Here is a 20,774-nt window from a genome sequence, read left to right as displayed (position 1 = left end):
AATAACTTAATAACGTTAGACTCATAGTTTCTCGTAATTTCCTCCAACGGTTATCGTATCGTCTGAAAAATTTTCTACACTGCTTTGTTTTTCATAAAAATGCTTAACGTTCGCAAGCATTCCTTCACGTGTATAAAAAGGATCGTCTGCTAAAAGAGGAAGCTTCACATGAACACCTTGGTTTGCAGATTTATAGATGGCTGTAATAAGTTCTAGTGTTTTTCTTCCTTCTGTTCCATCAATTAAAAGCTTCTGGTTACCCTTGATAGCCATTAAAAAATTATTTATTTGTCCTTTATGCCCTTCAAATAGCAATTCCGGATACTGATTAAAAGCTTCCTGAATACGATTTTCTAAATCCTCATCATTTTTCTCTTGAGGAAACCCATTTTCTTTAGCTATTTGAGCATTTACTTTCCATGGGACAGATACTCTAGCTTTTTCACCTTGAAAAATCAGTTGTTGTTCTTCTCCATGATGAACAACAGAACTGGTTACTTGTGCTAAGCTGCCATTTCCATAGCGAAGTACCGCAATAGAAAGGTCTTCAACCTCTGCATTATCATGCAAGGTATTACTAGTTGCTGCAAAAATGTCAGTCGGCAATCCTAACATCCATTGCAACATATCAATATGATGGACAGCATGATTAAGTGTACAACCTCCACCTTCTTTTTCCCATGTACCGCGCCACCATAAATCATAGTAACTATGACCACGCCACCAAAAAGAATCAACTTGAGTATGAGCGATTTTTCCAATGAGGTTTTGATCAAGGACATGTTTTAATCTCATAATGGGCGTCATAAACCTGTTTTGAGCAACAACGGATAAAAGCTTTTGGCTTTCAATAGATGCTTTTATCATTTCGTCACATTCTTTTAGAGAAGAAGCCATAGGTTTTTCTACTAAGACATGTTTGCCTGCTTTAAGAAAATCGATGGCAATGGTTGCGTGCATATAAGGAGGTGTACAAATGGAAACGGCATCAATCGTAGGATCATTCAATAACTCTTGGTAGTTAGCGACAACTCGTGCTTCTAGGTTATATTTTGTTGCTGCAGACATTGCTTTTTCAGGATAAATATCAGCTAAAGCTACAATTTTACTGATTTCAGGCATTGCAAGATAAGCCTCGATATGGGCAGTTGCAATAGATCCAGTTCCTATAATTGCGATGTTGGTCATATCAATCTTTCCCTTCTGCAAGAAGATAAATTTTCACTTCTAATAATGAGATAGCGCTTTCAAAAAAATTAATGACTCACCTAACTGATAGATCAGAGTACCGTTCGTTCTATTAATATTCTAGTTATACTAGTATGGTAGCTCAAAAACATTATAACTCAATCTTTTTGAATTTTGTATAGTTTTTTGAATTTTCTTTTTAATATCCCTCACTTTTATGATTGATCATGGCTTACATAGTTAGAATCATCAAGAGTTATAAATGCTCACAGGGTAATATTCAGAAAAATTAAATTAGTGTCTACCATTCTAATGCACTTGTATGGTAGTATGTTAGAGAAAGGAGATTAGAATAATGAATATTGATTTTAAAAACCAAAACCTCTCTACGAGGGAACAAGTTTACAATATGCTAAAAGATCAAATATTAAGCCTGAAGCTTCCACCTGGGACAAATATTTCTGAAAAAGAAATATCCATTCAATTTAATGTTAGTCGAACTCCTGTAAGAGAAAGCTTTTTAAAATTATCTCAAGAAGGATTATTAAGTATCTACCCTCAACGAGGTACATTTGTTTCTTTAATTGATTTGAACCTTGTGGAGGAAGCACGGTTTATGCGAGAACATCTCGAGAAGGCAGTGATTAGACTAGCCTGTCAGGAACCTTCTGAAGAGTTGATTAATGATTTAGATATGAATTTAAGTATGCAAAAAATTTGCGTTAAGAAAAAAGATTATAAAAAAATGTTTGAATTAGATGAGGAGTTTCATAGAACTATTTTCAAACGGTGTAAAAAAGAAAAAACATGGTTAGTTATTCAACAGATGAATGTACACTTTAATAGGAGTCGCATGTTAAGGCTAGTAACAGATTATAATTGGGATAATATTCTTTCTCAACATGTAAATATCTTCAAAGCTATACAAGATCAAGATGCTGATAAAGCTGAAACAATCATGGAAGAGCATTTGAAAATTGCACTTGTTGATAAAGAATTATTGAAGAAAGAATATCCAAATTATTTTAAATAAAAATAGGTTGTTACTTATATTTTAGGGGTGATGGTAGATGAGGATGACATTTAGATGGTTTGGCGAAGGAAACGACACAATCACACTGGAACAAATAAAGCAGATTCCAGGAGTGGAAGGAATTGTTTGGGCACTGCATGATGTGCCCGCAGGAGAAGAGTGGCCATTAGAAAGAATTGTAGAAATGAAAAAATTAGCTGATAAACATAACCTTCATATTGAAGTGGTTGAAAGCGTGAATGTTCATGAAGACATTAAGCTCGGACTTCCAACTAGAGATCGATACATAGAAAATTATAAGAAAACAATTCAGAAGCTAGCAAAGGTCGGTGTTAAAGTCATATGTTATAACTTTATGCCTGTATTTGATTGGATCCGTACAGACTTAAATAAAACACTTCCTGATGGCTCTACAGCTCTATTTTATGAACATAGTCGAATTAAAGATATTGATCCGAAAGACTTAGTAAATAAAATTAGTGAGAACTCCAGTTTAACCATGCCAGGTTGGGAACCAGAGCGGTTAAATCACCTCCACCACCTTTTTGAAGCCTACAGAAATGTAACAGACGATGATTTATGGGACAACTTGAAATATTTTTTAGATCAGGTTATTCCAATTGCAGAACTTCATGATATTAAAATGGCTATTCATCCTGACGATCCACCTTGGCCTGTCTTTGGTCTACCGCGAATAGTAACTAACCAAAAAAACATCAGAAAAATTTTACAACTAAATAATAGCCCACATCATTGTATAACGCTCTGTACAGGATCTTTAGGAGCAAACTTAGAAAATGATTTAGTTTCTATGATTCACGAATTTATTGATAGAATACCATTTACTCATATAAGAAATGTACGTGTATATGATAACGGGGACTTTGTTGAAACATCGCATCGATCAAAAGATGGATCAGTAGATGTTTCAGCTATTATACACGCTTATTATGAAAGCGGATTCAAAGGTTATTGTAGACCCGATCATGGAAGACACATTTGGGATGAACAATGCAGGCCTGGATATGGTCTTTATGATAGAGCACTTGGAATTATGTATTTGTGGGGAGCTTGGGATGCTTTACAAAATAAACATTCTGTATGAAAAGAAGCAAAGGAGGAAGCTACATGGTAAACATACAAGAAAATAAAAATTTAGCTGGTAAAGTAGCTGTCATAACAGGAGGAAGTGGCGTACTTTGCAGCGCCATGGCAAAGGAACTTGCTAGACATGGCGTGTCTGTGGCCATTTTAAATAGAACAGTCGAAAAGGGTGAAAAGGTAGCCGAAGAAATTAACCTTATGGGCGGGAAAGCGATTGCGATTAAATGTGATGTTCTGAATAAAGAGAGTGTTGAACAAGCCGAGAAGATTGTAACAGAGGAATTAGGCAATTGTACAATATTGATAAATGGAGCTGGTGGTAACCACTCCAGTGCAAATACAACCAATGAAATATTTCAAACAGAAGACCTTACTAATCCTAAGGTAAATACTTTTTTTCATTTAAGTACAGATAGTGTACAAAATGTATTTGATTTAAATTTTATGGGGACTTTTATTCCTACACAAATTTTCACTAAAAATATGGTTCATCAAAAGGGAGCAGTTGTCATCAACATGTCATCTATGAGTGCCCCTTCTCCAATGACCAAAGTGCCTGCTTATAGCGCGGCAAAAGCAGCAATTGAAAATTTCACCAAATGGTTAGCTGTTCATATGGCCGAGGCAGGAATTAGAGTAAATGCCATTGCACCGGGCTTCTTTTTAACCTCACAAAATAAAAACCTTCTCCTAACTGAAGAAGGAGATTATACAGAGAGGTCTCATAAGATTATTTCGAACACACCAATGAGAAGGTTTGGTACGCCAGAAGATCTTCTTGGTACTCTATTATGGCTTGTTGATGATCATATGTCAGCATTTGTTACCGGCGTGACCATTCCTGTTGATGGAGGTTTTATGGCGTATTCAGGTGTTTAATATTTTTATTTTTTTCCTTGTCATACATCTTTATTTTATATGTTTTTTTAAATTTATAAGTAGGCTTGGAAAGGAGAAATAAGAATGCAGACTGAGAACAGGAAACTAACACTCAAAAATTATATTGGTTATGGAACAATGGATTTATTTGGAGGGGGAGCATTCGCTATAATAGGCGCATGGATGTTATATTTTTTTATTACATACTGTGGTCTTACCCCTGTTGAAGCAGGATCTATTATTGCAATTGCTCGTATTATTGATGCGATAGCAAGCCCAATTATGGGCCATATCACTGACAATTTTGGTCGTACAAAACTTGGGAAAAAATTTGGAAGACGCAGGTTCTTTTTACTAATTGGAAGCCCTTTGATGGTTATATATTCTCTTCTTTGGATTTCTGATATGAATTACTGGTACTATTTAACGGTTTATATTTTGTTAGAATTCCTTGCAGCAATGGTATTAATTCCATTTGAAACACTTGGAGCTGAAATGACGAATGATTTTAATGCACGGACCAAGCTCTCAACAATAAGATTAATCTATTCAGGACTAGGAACATTTTTAGCTACCTTTATTCCAGGCAGATTATTCGAAATATTCGGAAAAGATTCACCTCAAGTTTTTCTTTACAATGGAATTATCTTCACCTTTATTTTTATGGCTGCATTATTAATTACACATAGAACAACATGGGAACGTAAAATAGAAGAAGACATGATAGAACCTGATGGTGTAGAAAAAGTACCTGCTATAGAATCCATAAAAAAAGTCATCATTGACTTAACATCTACTTTTAGAATTAGAAGTTTCCGTCAGCACCTCACGATGTATATTTGTTCGTTTACTGCCATGGATATTTTAAACGCTGTCTTTGTCTACTTTGTTGTGTTTTCTTTAAATAAAGATGCAGTGCTCGCAGCCGATTTATTATCTATTGGTTCATTACTTCAAATGGTATGTACCATATTGTTTGGTTGGCTCGTGATTAAAATAGGTCCTGCGCCATCTTTGAAAATATCTTATATTGCTATTATTACATGTATCAGTGGTTATATATTTTTATACTTCACACAACCAACTTATATGATTATAGCGCTGTATGCTTTCTCTGTTATCTTAGGTATCGGAAAGAGTGGATTATATTATATACCATGGAATATTTACACTTTCATTCCTGATGTAGATGAAATGGTCACTCGTAAAAGAAGAGAAGGAATATTTGCAGGTATTATGACGTTTACACGCAAGAGTACTACAGCTTTAGCCACATTCTTGGTAGGAGTTATTTTACAGGAAAGTGGATTCGTTGCAAGTGCGACGACACAGTCTACGACAGCAATAAATGGGATTGTAGGTATTCTGTTTTTCGGAACTGTAGGGCTAGTCGGTATTAGTTTAGTTATTTCATTTAAATTTAAATTATCTAAGAAAACTCATTCCATTATGATTAATGAAATTAATAGGTTAAAGAATAATGGTTCAATGGAACAGGCTGATGATGAAACAAGAAGTGTTTTGAAAGCGCTAACAGGATGGGATTACGAGAAGCTTTGGGGTAATAATAACGTAGGATATCAGAATAAGCTCCAAAATTTTGAACAACAAGATTTTAAACAGCAGGATATGAACTAACTTTTGTTGTTAGTTGAGAACTTCCAGAATCACTTCAAAAAAAAACACCTTCAGATTGATATCAGAGGTGTTTTTAAATTTCTTAAATTTAGTGTTTTTTGGTTTTAAAACCGAATCTCGTCATCTCCATGGATTTGCAGCTTCAGCGGCTCACTTTGTGCCTGATGCTTTTTCACATAGCGATGGTAGACAACATATCCAATGATCATGAGCGGTACGCCGACATATAGCCCGATGCGCTGCTCTTGATCAAAGGCAAGGCTAACCAACACGATGGTATTCAGCGTGATCGCAATGATTGGCAGCACCGGATAAAGAGGCGTTTTAAATTTTAAGTTTTCCAGTTTTCCGCCTGCTTTCAAATATTTTCTACGGAAAAGAAGCTGTGATAATGTAATCGTGATCCAGCCTGTCTGGGCACTCATTCCGGCAATGGACACAATCCAGGCAAATACTGTTTTCTCTGCAAAAAACCCGGATAACAGCGAAATCCCTGTAAACAGGAACGTGAGCAGTAAGGCATTCATCGGTATGCCGCGCTGATTGACGCGTCTAAATGCTTTTCCTGCCATTCCTTCCTTCGATAAGGAATACAGCATTCTCGTCGATGCATACAAGCCAGAGTTCGCAACAGATAATAAAGCAATGATAATGACAAAGTTCATGATGTCTGCCGCAAAAGGAATGCCCGTTCTCTCAAACACAGTAACAAATGGACTTTTCAGCACACTGGCTTCCTTCCAAGGCACCATACCGGCTAAGACGAAAATAGATAAGACGAAAAAGACAAGTGTACGCCATACGGTTTGATGAATCGAACGAGGAACGGTTTTCTCGGGGTTTTCACTTTCTCCTGCCGCAATACCGATCAGCTCTGTTCCCTGAAACGAAAAATTCACCGTAATCATCGTGACCACAACGGCCAGCAGGCCATTTGGAAACAGCCCATCATTCACAAAATGGCTGAAGTAAGGGGCGGGTTCACCGCTCGTTGTATCAATAAACCCAAACATCGCCGCTCCGCCTACGCCAATAAAGAGTAAAATGGCAATAATCTTAATGGTAGAAAAGAAAAACTCCGACTCCCCGAACGCTTTCGCTGACCGGGCATTTAATAAGAAAAGACAGAGTCCGAATATGAGACACCAAATCCACACATCTACTTGCGGCAGCCAGCGCCTCATCAGCTGTCCTGCTGATAAGAACTCAAGGGCGACCGTTGCCGCCCAGCCGAGCCAATAAATCCAGCCGACAGCAAAACCCGCTGCCGGGCTGACAAATTTCGTCGCATACGTATGAAACGACCCCGACACAGGAAGTGCAACCGACAGCTCCCCAAGACACAGCATGGTTAAATACATGATCAATCCGCCCACAATATATGAAAGAACAGCTCCGACTGGCCCTGCTTGTCCAATCGTATAGCCCGTTCCTAAGAAAAAGCCTGTCCCAATGACACCGCCAAGTGAAATCATAAATAAATGGCGGGAAGTCATCGCCCTTTTCAATTGATCGGGCTGATTTCGTCCAACATCCACAATGATGCCCTCCTTCTTCTAAGATGCTCTGTTATTAAAACATGTCTCCATGTGATTCATTCCATTTTCAAAACAACCTACTAATTATACATCTTTTATAATAAATATGCTTCCTTCTATGGTCACTGTCTCAAAGTCTTTATTTTAGTAATGTTCGCACAAATAAACTGAATGGCTTTTTAGGTTTGAAAGAAATGGGTTGCGGGCATAAAGTTGGTGAGATTCGCTCAAGCTAGTTTCAAATGCTTTACTTTTAGGTTGCTTCTCTGTAAGATCATATGTTGTAAATACCAACAAGAAAAGTGGGGAATAAAATGAAAAAAATGTTCTTTGCCATTATTTTAGGCGCTTGTGTTGCATTGATCACGGCATGTGGATCTGGTGCAAGCGACAACGCGAATAAACAATCTGGGTCTAAGGAATCAGGAGACCTTTGGAAATCCATTCAGGATAAAGGTGTATTAACCATTGGAACTGAGGGTACTTATGCTCCTTTCACTTTCCATGACAAAAAGACAGATAAATTAACTGGCTACGATGTAGAAGTCATCACTGAAGTAGCAAAACGCCTTGACTAAACCTAGAATTCAAAGAAACACAATGGGACAGTATGTTTGCTGGACTGAATGCAAAACGTTTTGACGTGGTAGCGAACCAAGTTGGGAAAACTGGCCGTGAAAATCAATACGATTTCTCTGATAAATACACGACATCTCAAGCTATTGTTGTGACAAAATCAGATAATAACGACATCAAGAAACTATCTGATGTTAAAGGCAAAAAAGCAGCACAATCGTTAACAAGTAACTACAACAAACTAGCAACAGATGCTGGTGCTAAGATCGAAGGCGTTGAAGGTCTAGCACAATCCATTCAATTGATTCAGCAAGGACGTGCTGATCTGACGTTTAATGACAAATTGGCTGTATTGAATTACTTGAAAACAAGCGGTAACAAAAACCTAAAAGTTGCATTTGAAACAGGAGATCCTCAAAAAACTTATTTCGCATTCAGAAAAGGCAGCGGCGAAGTCGTTGACAAAGTGAATGGCGCATTAAAAGAAATGAAAAAAGACGGTACACTCGCTAAGATTTCTAAGAAATGGTTTGGTGAAGATGTTACAAAATAACATCCTAGGAGTCGTCATTCCTTGGGATCTTCTTCAGCAATCTTTTTGGCCAATGGTGATGCAGGGGATTTATTATACAATTCCCCTCGCCATCATTGCCTTTATTATTGGTATTTTTATCGCGCTTGTGACAGCTCTTGCGAGAATGTCTAAAATTAAAGCCCTCAGATGGATTTTCTCCATCTATGTGTCGGCCGTTCGCGGAACGCCGCTTTTTGTGCAATTGTTTATTATTTTCTATTTCTTTCCGACATTTAATATCACACTGGATCCATATCCAAGTGCCATTATTGCTTTTTCTTTAAACGTAGGTGCGTATGCGTCGGAAATTATCCGTGCATCCGTCCTGTCTGTTCCAAAAGGACAATGGGAAGCAGGTTATTCCATTGGGATGACACATCGCAAAACGCTCGTCCGCGTGATTTTACCGCAGGCTGTGCGTGTATCGATTCCACCGCTGTCTAATTCATTCATTAGCTTGGTGAAGGATACATCCCTTGCCTCCCAGATTCTCGTGGCAGAGATGTTCCGTAAATCACAGGAAATTGCTGCGGCGAACTTGGATCAGATCTTGTTTATTTATATGGAAGCAGCCCTCATCTATTGGGTATTCTGCTTTATTCTATCGCTCGTTCAGCATCAAATTGAAAAACGACTTGATCGATATGTCGCAAGGTAAGGAGGGAACGACATGCTAACAGTCAAAGGTCTCAAGAAATCCTTTGGTGAAAATGAGATTTTAAAGTCGATTGATTTTTCGATCAACAAAGGGCAGGTTGTGGCCATTCTTGGTCCATCTGGATCTGGGAAAACAACGATGCTTCGCTGTTTAAATGCACTTGAAATACCAAATGGCGGCTCCTTTACCTTCGATGATTTCTCGATTGATTTTTCGAAAAAAAAATAAATCAGCTGATCTGCTAAAGCTACGCCGGAAATCAGGAATGGTATTTCAGGATTATCACCTGTTTCCTCACCGTACAGTGCTTGAAAATGTCATGGAAGGTCCTGTCCAGGTGCAGCGCCGTCCAAAGGAAATGGTTCGAAAAGAAGCCATTCAGCTCTTGCAAAAGGTCGGTCTTGAGGATAAAAAAGACCTGTATCCATTTCAGCTCTCAGGCGGTCAAAAGCAGCGTGTCGGGATTGCCCGTGCACTTGCCATTCAGCCAGAGCTTATGCTTTTTGATGAACCAACCTCTGCGCTTGACCCTGAGCTTGTCGGGGAAGTTTTAAAGGTCATGAAGGATCTAGCGAAGGAAGGCTGGACCATGGCGGTTGTCACACATGAAATCAAGTTTGCCCAAGAAGTAGCAGACGAAGTGATTTTTATTGATGGCGGCGTCATTGTCGAACAAGGTCCTCCGGAAGAAATCTTCAAACGACCAAAGGAAGAACGAACAAAACAATTCTTAAACCGGATTTTGAATCCAGTATGATGAAAAAAGGCTGTTCTCACGTGGTGAGGACAGCCTTTTTTTATATCTCTTTTTGCAGGCGAAGCGCCAGTAAATCTTGCAGGAGCAGCCTTGCTCCCTCTGGACTGATGACCACACCACCAGATAGCACCTTATTGGAACACGTCACTTGCCCTGTTACGATACAAGGTTTGTCCTGCCAATACGGCTTCATCACTATTTGATCTTCTTCTCGATAAATCTCCATAAAATCTTGCGGATGAATGTTCAACCGTTTTCTCATCTCTGTCGGAAGAACAATTCTCCCAAATTTATCTATATATTTAACATAATCGTTATTTAACAAATTGCCCCCTCCTGCATCACTAGATATGATATAGACAATTCCCTCTATATGAAGGGATTAAGCGATCAAATCGGTTAATCTGCAGGCTGTTCCAGTGACTAAATACGCTTCCCATATATGATATATCTGTTTGGTGCAGGACCAATATAGGAAAAAGGGTAACATGTGGTGAGGATAAGTTCTTCCTTTTCCTGTTGTAACGTAATAATTGTTTGATCATCTTTCTTCACTATCTTTGTTTTCTCGATTTCATAGACAAAACGTCCATATGAAAGCTCAATAATCAGTTGATCTCCCTTCACAAGTTCTCCTGTTCGTCTAAACACCGTATCACGGTGCCCTGATAGAACGATTTGTCCGTGCTCGTTTGGAAAATAACTCTCGTGAAAGTGACCAACGCCTTTTGCTAAATCATCTGCATCTGTTCCTTCTACAATCGGTAACTCAGCTTTTAGCTTTGGGATGTGCAAAAGCCCAATCGCTTCACCAGTCTGCGGCGCAAAAGGGGAATCTGTTTTCCCCTTTTGCTGAATGGCTGCTTGTGCAGACTGAAATGACTGATCTACTTCTTTTTGTCCATCAACGATATTCAAATATCCTACAATCGCAAGACAAAGCCCTGCTATGATTAATATCGCTGAGATGAATTTTTGAAACATGACCGGTTATCCGTTTCTTTTTCTTCTGTTCCAGACGATAAGAGCTGCACCTATTAATACGAGTGCAAAACCTGCTAGTAAAAGGTTGTACATCGCAGTTGCAGTATTCGGAAGATGATGACCAGGTGTCTCCGTTTCTGAACTAGAAGGCGTATCTGGATTTGCTGGCACCTCTGGCTTATGCGGTGGTTCTACAGTTGTTGAGTTTTCAGGGTTATCTGGATCGTCTACATTCTCACCACTTACGACTGCGATATTTTGAATGGTTTTCCCTTCAGATCCTTTGGCAACCTTCGCCTTAAATGTGACTGTATGCCAGTCCGTATCTTTGATATCGCCAAATTGACCACTCACCGTACCTTTTGTAAATTCCCCGTTGTCATCATCTTTTGCATCTGTGGCCGCTTGTCCATCTACTTTTAACGACCCTTCGACATATTCAAGACCTTCTGGCAGTTTATCTGCGATGACTAGATCTTTGATGACACTATCTTCTACACTATTTTTTGTTTTGATGGTGTAAAGGAGCGTGTCGCCTGCCTGTACTTGTTTTTCATCTGTATTGCCTTTTGCTTTTTGAGAGATTTCAGATGTTTTTTCTGATTCAAGCTTTGGATCTCTTGGATCAATTTTTGTTTCGGTTGATGGCTCTTCTGGCGGCGTGTTTTCGCCTGTTACTTTCGCTGTGTTTTGAATGCTTTTACCTGATTGGCCTTTTGCGACTTTCGCTTCAAAGGTCACTGTATGCCAGTCTGTATCTTTGATAACGCCAAATTGACCGGTTACTGTGCCTTTTGTGTAGTCTCCGTTGTCGTCATCTTTTGCATCTGTCGCGGCTTGTCCATCCACTTTTAGTGAACCTTCTACATATTCAAGACCTTCTGGCAGTTTATCTGCGATGACTAGATCTTTGATGACACTATCTTCTACACTATTTTTTGTTTTGATGGTGTAAAGGAGCGTGTCGCCTGTCTGTACTTGTTTTTCATCTGTATTGCCTTCTGCTTTTTGAGAGATTTCAGATGTTTTTTCTGATTCAAGCTTTGGATCTCTTGGATCAATTTTTGTTTCGGTTGATGGCTCTTCTGGCGGCGTGTTTTCGCCTGTTACTTTCGCTGTGTTTTGAATGCTTTTACCTGATTGGCCTTTTGCGACTTTCGCTTCAAAGGTCACTGTATGCCAGTCCGTATCTTTGATATCGCCAAATTGACCGGTTACTGTGCCTTTTGTATAGTCTCCGTTATCGTCATCTTTTGCATCTGTTGCGGCTTGTCCATCTACTTTTAGTGAACCTTCGACATATTGAAGACCTTCTGGTAATTCATCAGAAATCACGAGATTGTTGACGATGCTGTCTTCTTCAAGATTCTTTGTTTTGATCGTATAAAGAAGGGTATCGCCGACCTGTGGTATCTTTTTATCTGTGTTGCCCTCTGCCTTTTTCTGAATGCCCGCTGATTTTTCTGATGTTAGTTTTGGGTCACGAGGGTAAATTTTTGTTTCTGTTGATGGCTCTTCTGGCGGTGTGTTTTCGCCTGTGACGCTAGCTGTGTTTTGAATGTCTTGACCAGCCTGTCCCTTTTCAACTGTTACTTCAAACGTCACGTTGTGCCAGTCCGTATCCTTCACATCACCAAAAGATCCTGTAACCTTTCCATCTGTGTAGTCTCCGCTATCATCGTCTTTTACGTCCGTGACGGATTCTCCATCAATTTGCAAGGATCCAGTGACATACTTCAGTCCTTTTGGTAATTGGTCTGAAATGACTAAATCTTTAATCAAACTGTCTTCTATCGTATTCTTTGTTTTAATCGTATAAAGAAGGGTATCGCCTACTTCTGGATGTTTCTCATCTTTGTTACCTTCTGCTTTTTTCTGTAAAACCGCTGATTTTTCTGATTCAAGCTTTGGATCACGCGGATAGATTTCTGTTTTTGTTGTCGGTTTCTCTGGTGGTGTGTTGCCCCCTGTGACATTGGCTGTATTTTGAATATCTTTGCCTGATTGTCCTTTTTCAACCGTCACTTCAAACGTCACCGTATGCCAATCTGTATCCTTAATGTCGCCAAATTGTCCTGAAATGGCTCCGTTTGTAAAGTCTCCGTTATCGTCATCCTTTGCGTCTGTAACTGTATCTCCATCCACCTGTAGTGAATTCGGTACATACGCCAATCCTTCCGGCAGTTCATCTGAGATCACTAAGTTTTCAACGAGACTGTCTTCTTTCGTATTCTTTGTTTTAATTGTATAAAGAAGAGTGTCACCAACCTCTGGATGCTTCTCATCTGTGTTACCTTCTGCTTTTTTCTGTAAGACGGCTGATTTTTCTGATGTTAGCTTCGGGTCACGAGGATAGATTTCTGTTTTTGTTGTCGGTTTCTCTGGTGGTGTGTTACCGCCTGTGACACTCGCTGTATTTTGAATGTCTTTGCCTGCCTGGCCTTTGTTAACCGTCACTTCGAACGTCACTGTATGCCACTTCGCATCTTTCACTTCACCGAACGTTCCAGTAACAGTGCCGTCTGTTATATCTCCGTTGTCATCATCTTTTGTATCCGTGACTGGGTTTCCATCTACCTTAAGTGAATTTGGTACATATGATAATCCTTGAGGTAAATTATCAGAAATGACAAGATCTTCAATGAAGCTATCTTCAACAGCATTACGGGCTTGGATGGTATAAAGCAATGTGTCGCCTACTTCTGGATGCTTCTCATCTGTGTTGCCCTCTGCTTTTTTCTGCAAGACCGCCGATTTTTCTGATTCAAGTTTTGGATCTCGAGGATAGATTTCTATATCTGTTGTTGGATTGCCTGGTGGTGTGTTCTCCCCTTTTACATTGGCAGTATTTTTAATATCCTTGCCTGCCTGACCTTTTCCTACTGTCGCTTCAAATGTCACAGTGTGCCAATCGGTATCTTTCACGTCACCTACTTGTCCTGCAACAGTGCCGTTTGTATAATCACCTTTGTCTTGATCTTTTGCATCTGTTACACTGGCACCATCTACCTTAAGTGAGCCTGCAACATAGCTTAAACTGCTTGGAAGCTGATCTGAAATGATTAGATTTTTAAGAATGCCGTATTGTACTGTATTTTTGGCTCTAATTGTATAAAGAAGGGTATCGCCTACTTCTGGATGCTTCTCATCTGTGTTGCCCTCTGCTTTTTTCTGTAAGATAACTGATTTTTCTGATTCAAGCTCTGGTGGATATGGATCAAATTCTGGTTTTACACGTGAAGCTAGGTCGTAAGATAATGTATCACCTACAGTGCCCATATATGTTGTACTTAATGTTTTCGCATCAAGTGTAAAAAGAGTGGAATGACCAATGGATTCATTTAATCCTGACTGTAATAGCATTTGTCCATTTGGCAAAAAGCTAATTCCCCGAACGCCTCCGTCAATCGTTTTACCATCCGCATTTTTAATTGGAATGACACGAATGACCTCTGCTGTATCAGGGTTCATTTGTGCAATGGCACCACTGCCATTGGATGCGAACCAAAGATAACCGTCCTTATCAACGACAAGGTCTCCGCCAACGCCAGACCCAATCTCATAGCCTACGATTTTTTTGGCCGTTTTTTTACCCGTAACTAAATCGTACGTTCCAAGGAAATACTCACCATTAGAAGCATAAGAATATATATATTTATCTTGATACACAACGGCATTAGTAGCACCTTCAGGTAATTTGGTTACGATCTCTGCCTGCCCTGAGGTCGCATTTATTTTATATAGACTAGGGCTACCGACATTATCTGCAGTTGCATATACAACATTTTCTCGATCACTTACAGCAACACCATTCACTGCACCTACATCGATTCCTTTCACCTGTACACTAGCTTTTACGTTTGTTGGGTTATTTCCATCAAGCTGCTGAAGAACCAGCGGTCTACTCCCAAACATATAGGAATCCGTATTGTTCACAACAACCGTCCCCGCGGCTTTCGTCACTACCGGTGAAACTGTTAATAAATTTCCAGCAATCAGCATTAATATAAGAAATAACTGACTTGTTCTTTTCAATATATTCATTTTTTGACCTCCCCTTTTTCTTGCTTTATATCGTAATGGTATGTACCAGTTCACCTCCCACACTTTGGTAAAGAATATCAGTAACATTTCAAAAGTAACAACATGACTAAATGACTAATTTCGACAAAAATAGACCTTTAGTAACAGGTGCCTCTCAACGTTTGATTTGCATATGTTTTTTCCAATAAAATGATCTTTTTTTATAGTAAACCTCCGTATTTTCCAACAGGTCTAATGACACAGTTTACATACAATCTCTTCTATCTAAAGATAATTATTCTTTAATTGGTTTAGATTATTTTTTTGTCAAAATATATTGAATTTTTTTCTTTTTCTTTTAAAAGGAGGGAATTAATGGCTTGGTTTGGTAAAAAAAACAATTCGAAAGTCTTGCTGTTTGTTTTGATGTTTTGAACCTTTACAAATCAAAAAAATTCTTTTTGGAGTAAGCGATTACAATTGAGCAAAGCCATTTAAAGGGGTGTGAGAGTATGTTACGATGGAAATCGAGTGTTTAAGAAAGAAGGGAATGCTTTTGAAGCGGGAACATCTTTTACGTTGGTTTTTTTATTTTGTTGGATTGATCGTACTAGCTTTTGGACTATCGCTGACAGTGAAAGGGAAGATCCTTGGGATTGGTCCTTGGGACGCTTTCCACTACGGACTGTTTCAGCATTTTGGACTCACAATTGGACAATGGTCCATTATCATTGGTGCACTTATTGTGACACTGACTTCTATTTTCACGAAATCATTTCCAAAGATCGGCGCTTTACTGAATATGGTGCTGATTGGTGTGTTTATTGATTTCTTTAATGCGATATTACCTGCACCACATGGGTATTTACCGGCTTTATATGTATTTATTACAGGTGTTGTAGTTTCTGGATACGGTGTTGGCATTTATGTCTCAGCCAATCTTGGCGCTGGGCCAAGGGATTCATTAATGCTGCTCATCTCAGCGAAAACGGGACTGAACGTACAGTGGGTTCGAAATGGCATTGAGTTAACAGTGCTTTTATTTGCATGGATGCTCGGCGGACCGATTGGCATTGGAACGATTTTGACTGCGATCTTCACAGGTCTTGTCCTTCGTTTTTCCTTGCCGCAATCGACACGACTCCTGCAGCTGCTCATTACAAAAACAGCAGAGAAACCTGTTCAAACCCTTACTAGATGAGAACAAGCCATTCTATAATCAGAATGGCTTTTCTTGTGTTAAAATAAAAAAACAGAATATTCACACATAGGAGTTGGAGATCTCATGCAGCTTTTCCACTATCATTACTGGACACCATTTGTTGAAGAGACAGAACAAGCGTATCGTTCGCTGGGCTTTGAGGTAAAAGGACGTTTCACAAAGGATGGTTCCTTTCATCCCCCGCTCACATGGGATGATTTTAGAGATAAGCAGCCGACCTTTCGAATCATCGAAATGAGAAAAGGCCAGATCAATATTACATTCGGATATAGTAAAAAAGTCTTGTTTGATCACATCGGCTTTCTTGTCTCAAACGAAGAATATGATCAGCTGCTTGCACAAGCTAAAGAATTAAACTGGCCTGTCCAAAAAGGGGAACGGAGAACGTTTCTTTCGACACCTCTTCGTTTAAGGCTTGAATTACAGCGGCGTACAGATGTCATTGAAACTGGAAACGATGCGCTGCATGCTATGACAATTGCTATTCCTGATTTGTCACAGACACCTAAAGTGGATCAGCTGCTATCACCTTTGAATCAGCCCATTCACTGGCAAAAAGGAGAACGCCTTTCCCTGCTTGATGTGGTCATGACGGATATTGATAAAATGGAGACAATTGATCCGAATGGTGTACACATTATGAAACAGACATAAAAGCAGCGAGGCTCGCTGTCTTTTTTACATTAATGGACCCTTTTGCACGTCACTCTCCAATGGTACAATGAATGTAAAAAATTAGAGGTTCGTTATGAAGATATTTGCTATCCAATTACAACACTTAGATGAAATCAATGCACAACAACAAATAGAGCGTTTGAAGCTCTTTGTGTCATCTGAAAAGCGTGTAGCGGCTGATCGCTTTCGTTTTTTGATCGATGCCAGAAGAACCTTGTTAGGTGAGGTGCTGGTTCGTCAAACGATACATGATATGTACGATCTGCCTATGGATCAGATCGTTTTTGAAACTGAGGGCAATGGCAAGCCTGTCGTCCGGCAGCTTCCTTCTTTTCATTTTAATCTATCTCATTCTGGCGATTGGGTCGTTTGCGCAGTAGATGATGCACCTGTTGGCATTGATATTGAGGAAATCAAACCTATTGATCTGGCGATTGCCAAGCGATTTTTTTCAGCGGATGAGTATCAGGATTTACTCTCACAACCGGCAGAGCGGCAGGAAGCCTATTTCTTTCATCTATGGTCAATGAAGGAGGCCTTTATCAAACTGACTGGAAAAGGATTATCCTATGGTCTTTCGTCCTTTACAGCCCGTCTTTCAGAGAATGGACAGGCTACGTTGACATTACCCGATCATGAAACGCCTTGCTTTGTTCAAACATATTCAATTGATCCTGCCTACCAAATGGCGGTATGCACACGAAAGCCTGCTGCGGCTGATAGCGTTGAGAGACTCACTTGCAGTGATGTACTGTCCCGCCTTTAATAACGCGTGATTTGCTGAAATACCGTCTTTAATAGATCGACTCCGCGTGTGATCTGCTCTTCTTTCACCTGCCAGATGTTTAGCTGAAAAATCGGGTCCTTTTGATAGGCCTTCAGGTAATGGCGGTCAATTGGCTGAATGGAAACAGATGCCTTTTTCAGCTGCTGAATGAGCTGGTTCATGGGAATCGACCGGTCGACACGTACATGTGTATGGGTAGCCGGCTCCTGTTCTCCCAGCTGATAAGCGCCCTGATCATTTTTTAAACTTGCTACGAGCTGCTTAGAGCGATTTCGATAGCTCGCCCGCATTCTGTCTCTATGCCGCTCAAACATCCCGCTTTTTAAATATATTTCTAAAGCTGCCTGGGACAGCATAGAGCTGTCGATATCAATGAGCCGTTTGTGTTCGCTAAAAGGTCTAATCAGTTCTTCAGGTAAGACGACCGCTCCTGTTCGAAGCCCTGGAAAAATGATTTTCGAAAAGCTTTTCAAATAAATAACCTTTCCTGCCTGATCGTATGAATAAATAGGGTCTCTTTTTGTATCAAATTCTAAATCTGCTAAATAATCATCCTCAACAATGTAGACATCATATTTCTCGGCAAGGGCTGCTATCGCTCTTTTTTCTTGCTTTGATAAACTCGTTCCAAGCGGGTTTTGAAATCGTGGCATCGTATAGAAAAAACGAATCTCCTCTTCTCGAAAGATACGCTCTAATTCGATCAGATCGATCCCTTTTTCCGTCCGCTGAATTCCGCGCACAGGCAATTGGTTTTTCTCTAAATATTGGAGATATAAGTGATAACCCGGCTGTTCTACAAGTATAGTTTGTTTTCCATTCGGAAAAGGGATGGTGCTTAAAATGGATAACGCGAGCTGAATACCAGAGGTCATGACGATCTGTTCTGGTTGAGCAAACACTTGATAATCCATTAATCGCTTTGAAATGACTGGCAGCAGGGATGGTAAGCCGTTGGCTGTGCCGTAAATAAATAAATCATTTTGATACAAATCGATCGCTTGGTTGATGCAGTGCTGAAAATCGACATACGGAAACACAACGGGATCAGGTGCAGAGGAAGCAAAATCAATCCATGTGCCGTCCTGCTTACCTGCTGATTGCTTCGTTTTCACGACATAATAGCCGCTTCTTTCTACAGAATACAGCAGATGTTCACGCTCCAATGTGTCTAGCGCTTTGATGACAGTGCTTTTACTCACTGCATATTGAGCCGCTAAGTGGCGAATGGAGGGAATTTTCATTCCAGCGCTGTACTCCCCTGAATTCATTTTTTCTTTTAAACTCATGACAAGCTGATCATATTTCCTCACGCCTTTTCCTCCTTGTACCGGTACAGATATCATGTTCTCTTATTGTACACGTTAGATGATCCGATTACGATAGAAGAACAGAACCGGTCAATTCATTTGAAGCATGCATGCTCATGTAAGGAGTCACGTTATGAATATTTCAAAACAAAAAGCGTATGCTGCCGCGATCGCATACGCCTCTATCATTGGTTTTTCCTTTTTATTTGTCAAAATAGCATTAGAATCAGCAAACCCAATCGATTTATTGGCACACCGCTTTACTGTTTCTTTTGCAGCCGCTCTATTGCTGTATCCATTTTTACGAAAGAAGAATCGCATATCCATTCAATGGCGTGATCTCATTTATATCGTACCGTTTTCTTTGCTTTATCCTGTTTTGTTCTTTGCTTTTCAAGTGTGGGGATTGATGTATACATCTTCTTCAGAGGCTGGCATCATTCAAGCGACGATTCCCATTTTGACGATGCTGCTGGCATCCTGGTTTTTAAAGGAACGTGCGACATGGATACAAGTGCTGTTTACCCTTCTTTCTGTGTGCGGTGTGATGCTTCTCTTTGTCATGAAGGGAATTGATGTCCAGCATTCTCACTTCATCGGCTATGTGCTGATTTTACTTTCAGCCTTGTCATCCAGTGCATATAGTGTGTTTGCCAGAGTAATTACAAAACGATTCCATGTGATCGAACTCACCTTTGTGATGACCTTCTTTGGCTTTGTCTTTTTCAATGCCGCTGCGCTTATCCGGCATTCGATCAATGGCTCATTGCCGGAGTTTTTCAGTCCATTTACAGATGCATCCTTTGTATGGTCTATGCTCTTTTTAGGTATTCTTTCATCGCTTCTCACGGCGTATTTATCAAACTATGCACTCTCGCACCTAGAAGCGGCAAAGGTCAGCATCTTTAATAATTTATCCGCTTTTATCACAGTCGCCGCCGGGGTTCTCATTTTACACGAAACGATTGATTGGTATCATTTCCTCGGAGGGGTGCTGGTCATTGGAGGGGTGATTGGCGGGAATGTGGTAAAGAAACCGAATTCATAAGAAAAAGCGGCCTCTTTAAAGAGAGCCGCTTTCTTTTTTAATGTCTGATCAATTGTTGCTTGGCTGCAAGTTCAATCACATGTCTCATCTGCTCTGCAAATGGCTCGGGATGTGTGTTGATGTACATGTGGCCTCCATCGAAATCGGTGCGTTCGATGGTTTTTGCCCATTTTAGCCAGCCGCTTGCATCCTTCATGCATTTCTCATCTTGTTTTCCATTGAATAAATAAACAGGTGTGTCGATGATCGATTGATCTTTGTGCTGAAAAGTTTCCAGCGCCCTGTAGTCTGCACGCAAGGATGGTGTAAAGTAATCCATCATTGGTTTATTTTCTAGTAATTCCTTTGGAATCCCGCCCATTTCGGCAATATGCTGTACAAATGCGTCATTGGATAAATGCGTCAGCATCTGCCGTTTTGTTTGCGGGGGCTGAATGGCTGAGATCACCGCTGCTGCCGGATAAACCCCTTCTTTTTCTAGCAGCTGGGTTAGTCTGTATACCACAAGTCCGCCCATTGAATGTCCGAACAGAATAAATGGACGGTTCAATTTGTTCGTGAGTCCTTCTTTATACAGCTCTGCCAGCCTGTCAATGCTTGATTCAAGCGGCATGAGATTGGTGCCGTGCCCTGGGGGCTCTGCTGCTGTGACTTCGGCCATGTCTTTTAGCTGTTCAAAGAGCGGACGGTATGAGGCGGAATATCCGCCGGCAAAAGGAAAACAAATAAGTTGAATGAGATCTGATTTTTTTTCAAAGGTTTTAAATAACTGATTCATAC

At 40.0% G+C, this 20,774-nt stretch carries 16 protein-coding genes and 2 pseudogenes; 11 read left to right on the top strand and 7 right to left on the bottom strand.

All coding sequences use genetic code 11. The features are described from left to right. Positions 1-21 precede the first annotated feature (21 nt). Complete coding sequence (locus AOQ70_RS00490) at positions 22-1,188, bottom strand: Gfo/Idh/MocA family protein (protein WP_058837317.1); 1,167 nt, start codon at positions 1,186-1,188, stop codon at positions 22-24. Positions 1,189-1,543: 355 nt separating this feature from the next. Here AOQ70_RS00490 and AOQ70_RS00485 point away from each other — a divergent pair, with 355 nt between their 5' ends. From AOQ70_RS00485 to AOQ70_RS00470, 4 genes are all read left to right on the top strand, one after another. Beyond that, the gene (locus AOQ70_RS00485; protein WP_059374431.1) at positions 1,544-2,221 is read left to right on the top strand and encodes a GntR family transcriptional regulator; all 678 of its coding nucleotides are present in this window, start codon (positions 1,544-1,546) and stop codon (positions 2,219-2,221) included. Positions 2,222-2,258: 37 nt separating this feature from the next. Further along, a complete protein-coding gene (gene uxuA, locus AOQ70_RS00480; protein ID WP_039176484.1) occupies positions 2,259-3,326 on the top strand; it encodes a mannonate dehydratase in 1,068 nt (355 codons plus the stop codon). Between the two features lie 23 nt (positions 3,327-3,349). Then, on the top strand, positions 3,350-4,204 hold the full coding sequence (locus tag AOQ70_RS00475) for an SDR family oxidoreductase (protein ID WP_156417725.1): 855 nt from the start codon (positions 3,350-3,352) through the stop codon (positions 4,202-4,204). Between the two features lie 84 nt (positions 4,205-4,288). Continuing rightward, positions 4,289-5,842 carry an MFS transporter gene (locus tag AOQ70_RS00470; protein ID WP_059374427.1) on the top strand — a complete coding sequence of 518 codons (1,554 nt, stop codon included), beginning with the start codon at positions 4,289-4,291 and terminating at the stop codon, positions 5,840-5,842. A 104-nt stretch (positions 5,843-5,946) separates the two neighbouring features. On the opposite strand, the gene AOQ70_RS00465 is transcribed toward AOQ70_RS00470, so the two are convergent. Next, on the bottom strand, positions 5,947-7,380 hold the full coding sequence (locus tag AOQ70_RS00465; protein ID WP_082700788.1) for an amino acid permease: 1,434 nt from the start codon (positions 7,378-7,380) through the stop codon (positions 5,947-5,949). A 314-nt stretch (positions 7,381-7,694) separates the two neighbouring features. On the opposite strand from AOQ70_RS00465, the pseudogene tcyA reads away from it, so the two are divergent. From tcyA to AOQ70_RS00450, 3 genes and pseudogenes are all read left to right on the top strand, one after another. Further along, a pseudogene (gene tcyA / locus AOQ70_RS00460) lies at positions 7,695-8,509 on the top strand (cystine ABC transporter substrate-binding lipoprotein TcyA). Beyond that, a complete protein-coding gene (locus AOQ70_RS00455) occupies positions 8,496-9,188 on the top strand; it encodes an amino acid ABC transporter permease (protein WP_024424286.1) in 693 nt (230 codons plus the stop codon). The pseudogene tcyA and the gene AOQ70_RS00455 overlap by 14 nt, the downstream one beginning before the upstream one ends. A 12-nt stretch (positions 9,189-9,200) precedes the next feature. Then, a pseudogene (locus tag AOQ70_RS00450) lies at positions 9,201-9,945 on the top strand (amino acid ABC transporter ATP-binding protein). A 40-nt stretch (positions 9,946-9,985) separates the two neighbouring features. Here AOQ70_RS00450 and AOQ70_RS00445 read toward each other — a convergent pair. The 3 genes from AOQ70_RS00445 to AOQ70_RS00435 all read right to left on the bottom strand — a co-directional run bounded on the left by AOQ70_RS00445 (position 9,986) and on the right by AOQ70_RS00435 (position 14,973). Continuing rightward, complete coding sequence (locus AOQ70_RS00445) at positions 9,986-10,270, bottom strand: AbrB/MazE/SpoVT family DNA-binding domain-containing protein (RefSeq protein ID WP_039176465.1); 285 nt, start codon at positions 10,268-10,270, stop codon at positions 9,986-9,988. A gap of 98 nt (positions 10,271-10,368) precedes the next feature. Next, positions 10,369-10,929 (bottom strand): class D sortase, encoded by a 561-nt coding sequence (locus AOQ70_RS00440; protein WP_058837314.1) that lies wholly within the window; start codon positions 10,927-10,929, stop codon positions 10,369-10,371. 6 nt (positions 10,930-10,935) lie between these two features. Continuing rightward, a complete protein-coding gene (locus AOQ70_RS00435) occupies positions 10,936-14,973 on the bottom strand; it encodes an isopeptide-forming domain-containing fimbrial protein (protein WP_059374426.1) in 4,038 nt (1,345 codons plus the stop codon). Positions 14,974-15,508: 535 nt separating this feature from the next. On the opposite strand from AOQ70_RS00435, the gene AOQ70_RS00430 reads away from it, so the two are divergent. The 3 genes from AOQ70_RS00430 (at position 15,509) to AOQ70_RS00420 (ending at position 17,615) form a co-directional block, all read left to right on the top strand. Continuing rightward, complete coding sequence (locus AOQ70_RS00430; RefSeq protein ID WP_041089049.1) at positions 15,509-16,153, top strand: YczE/YyaS/YitT family protein; 645 nt, start codon at positions 15,509-15,511, stop codon at positions 16,151-16,153. A gap of 84 nt (positions 16,154-16,237) precedes the next feature. Continuing rightward, positions 16,238-16,828, top strand: coding sequence for a hypothetical protein (locus AOQ70_RS00425; protein WP_059374424.1), 591 nt, complete (start codon positions 16,238-16,240; stop codon positions 16,826-16,828). A gap of 94 nt (positions 16,829-16,922) precedes the next feature. Further along, complete coding sequence (locus AOQ70_RS00420; RefSeq protein WP_059374422.1) at positions 16,923-17,615, top strand: 4'-phosphopantetheinyl transferase family protein; 693 nt, start codon at positions 16,923-16,925, stop codon at positions 17,613-17,615. On the opposite strand, the gene AOQ70_RS00415 is transcribed toward AOQ70_RS00420, so the two are convergent. Continuing rightward, on the bottom strand, positions 17,612-18,949 hold the full coding sequence (locus tag AOQ70_RS00415; protein WP_059374420.1) for an aminotransferase-like domain-containing protein: 1,338 nt from the start codon (positions 18,947-18,949) through the stop codon (positions 17,612-17,614). The two genes, AOQ70_RS00420 and AOQ70_RS00415, sit on opposite strands and share 4 nt — an antisense overlap. 130 nt (positions 18,950-19,079) lie before the next feature. Here AOQ70_RS00415 and AOQ70_RS00410 point away from each other — a divergent pair, with 130 nt between their 5' ends. Beyond that, positions 19,080-19,994 carry a DMT family transporter gene (locus AOQ70_RS00410; protein WP_059374419.1) on the top strand — a complete coding sequence of 305 codons (915 nt, stop codon included), beginning with the start codon at positions 19,080-19,082 and terminating at the stop codon, positions 19,992-19,994. 37 nt (positions 19,995-20,031) lie between these two features. Here the strand turns inward: AOQ70_RS00410 and AOQ70_RS00405 are convergent, their stop codons facing one another. Further along, entirely contained in the window at positions 20,032-20,772 is a 741-nt protein-coding gene (locus tag AOQ70_RS00405; protein WP_059374418.1) for a thioesterase II family protein, read from the bottom strand. Positions 20,773-20,774 lie beyond the last annotated feature (2 nt).

Origin of the sequence: Bacillus sp. AM 13(2015) (assembly GCF_001518755.1) — a bacterium.
Taxonomy (GTDB): Bacteria; Bacillota; Bacilli; order Bacillales; family Bacillaceae; genus Bacillus; species Bacillus safensis.
Note: the sequence above shows the minus strand (reverse complement) of the source record. Positions and strands in the feature narration are given on the sequence as shown.